Here is a 2,134-nt window from a genome sequence, read left to right as displayed (position 1 = left end):
GCGGGGGGTCCAGGCGTCCTCGTGCTCGGGGCCCTGCGGTGCCCGCAGCAGCCGGCGTCCGAAGAGGGCCGAGGAGCGTACCGCGACCTGGTCCTCGTGGCCGCTGCCGGCGAGCACGCCGACCAGCCGGGACAGTGCCCGCTCGTCCGGCGTCCGCGGCAGGTCGACCAGTCCGCCCCAGCGTCCCGGGTGCTCCAGGGCAGCCACCCGTCCCAGACCCCAGATCTGTGCCTGCACGGCGTCGTGCACCGGCTCGGAGGCGGCCGTGGCGACCGCGCCACGGGTGACACACCACAGGGGTGCCGTGACACCGGCGTCGCCCAGTGCCTGGACCAACAAGGCGGACGCAGCGGCGCCCGTGCCGGCGTTCGGCAGCCACAGCACGCCCTCGAGCTCCGGCGCGTCGCCGACGGCGTCCTGGATCAGCGCGGCCAGCGAGTGCCGGTCGGCGCCGTCGACGGGGACGGTCAGTTGCCTGAGGCGGGCCCCGTGCCGGGCCAGTCCCTCGATGACATCTGCCGCGGCTCCGGCGCGCGGCACCACCGTCAGCCACTCCCCGGGCAGCCGGCTCGCACCGCTCTCACGCAGCGGCTGCCAGACCACCCGGTAGCGCCACCCCGCGTCCGCCGACGGCAGGGAAGTCCGCGGCCAGTAACGCCGGTGCTGGAACGCATAGGTGGGCAGGTCGACGCGGCGGGCTCCCCCATCGGCGAAGAACGCCCGCCAGTCCACCGCGACACCGCGCACATGAGCCTGTCCGAGCCCCGTCACCAGCGTCTCCGGCTCGGCGCGTCCCCTGCGCAGCACGGGCACGAACATCCGGTCCTCGCCGGTCACGCACTCCTGGCCCATCGCCGACAACACACCGTCGGGTCCGAGTTCGACGAAAGTCGTCACGTTGTGCGCTTCGAGGGCGCGGATGCCGTCGTGGAAGCGCACGGCCTCGCGGACGTGGCGCACCCAGAAGTCGGGGCTGGTGATCTCCTCGGCGGTCGCCACGGCGCCGGTGAGGTTGGAGACGACCGGGATGCGCGGGGCCTCGTACGACAGCCCCTCCGCGACCTTGCGGAAGTCGGCCAGCATGCCGTCCATGTGCGGGGAGTGGAACGCGTGGCTGACCGTCAGGCGACGGGTCTTGCGCCCCTGCTCCCCGAAGCGGGCGGCGATCTCCAGTACGACGTCCTCGTCACCGGCCACGACCACGGAGGCCGGGCCGTTGACGGCCGCGATGCTCACGACGTCGGTCAGGAACGGCGTGGCCTCGTCCTCGGTCGCCTGCACCGCCACCATCGCACCACCGGCGGGCAGCTCCTGCATCAGCCGCCCACGCGCCGCCACCAGCGTGCACGCGTCAGCCAGCGACAGCACACCCGCACAATGAGCGGCCGCGATCTCACCGATCGAATGACCGGAGACGAAATCCGGCCTGATGCCCCACGACTCCAGCAACCGGAACAGCGCCACCTCCACCGCGAACAACGCGGGCTGGGTATACGCCGTCTGGTCGAGCAGCCCGGCATCGTCACCGAACATCACCTCGCGCAGCGGGATTTCGAAGTGGGCAAGGATCTCGTCCAGTGCCCGGGTGAACACGGGGTAGGCGTCGTACAGCTCCCGGCCCATCCCCAGCCGCTGGCTGCCCTGACCGGTGAACAGGAACGCCGACTTGCCCCGGCTGGCTGTGCTGCCACGGATGACTCGGGGCGACGGGCTGCCCAGGGCCAGGGCCTGAAGGCCGGCCACCGCAGAGTCGTGCTCCGATGCCACGACCACCGCGCGCTCTTCGAAGGACGAGCGGCCCACGGCCAGTGAGTATCCGATGTCCGCCAGGCCCAGTTCGGGGCGCGTCGTCAGATGCGACCACAACCTGTCGGCCTGCGCCGGCAGAGCGTCGGCGTCCATCGCCGACACGAGCAGCGGCACGACCGTGGCGGCCGGGTACGACCGCGTCCGGGGAGCGTCGGTCACGTCGCCTTCGGGTGCCTCTTCGAGGATGGTGTGGGCGTTGGTGCCGCTGAAACCGAAGGACGACACACCCGCCCGGCGAGGGCGGCCGGTCTCCGGCCACTCCCGCGCCTCGGTCAGCAACTCCACCGCGCCCGCCGACCAGTCCACGTGCGGCGTCGGCTCGTCC

At 72.4% G+C, this 2,134-nt stretch carries 1 protein-coding gene; it reads right to left on the bottom strand.

Annotated features, from left to right (window positions below; translation table 11 throughout):
• On the bottom strand, positions 1-2,134 hold a 2,134-nt coding region (locus tag LMU33_RS40695), incomplete at both ends, for an acyltransferase domain-containing protein (RefSeq protein ID WP_228627126.1).

The organism is Streptomyces barringtoniae, from assembly GCF_020819595.1.
GTDB lineage: Bacteria > Actinomycetota > Actinomycetes > Streptomycetales > Streptomycetaceae > Streptomyces > Streptomyces barringtoniae.
This window is presented reverse-complemented; position numbering and strand designations above follow the sequence as displayed.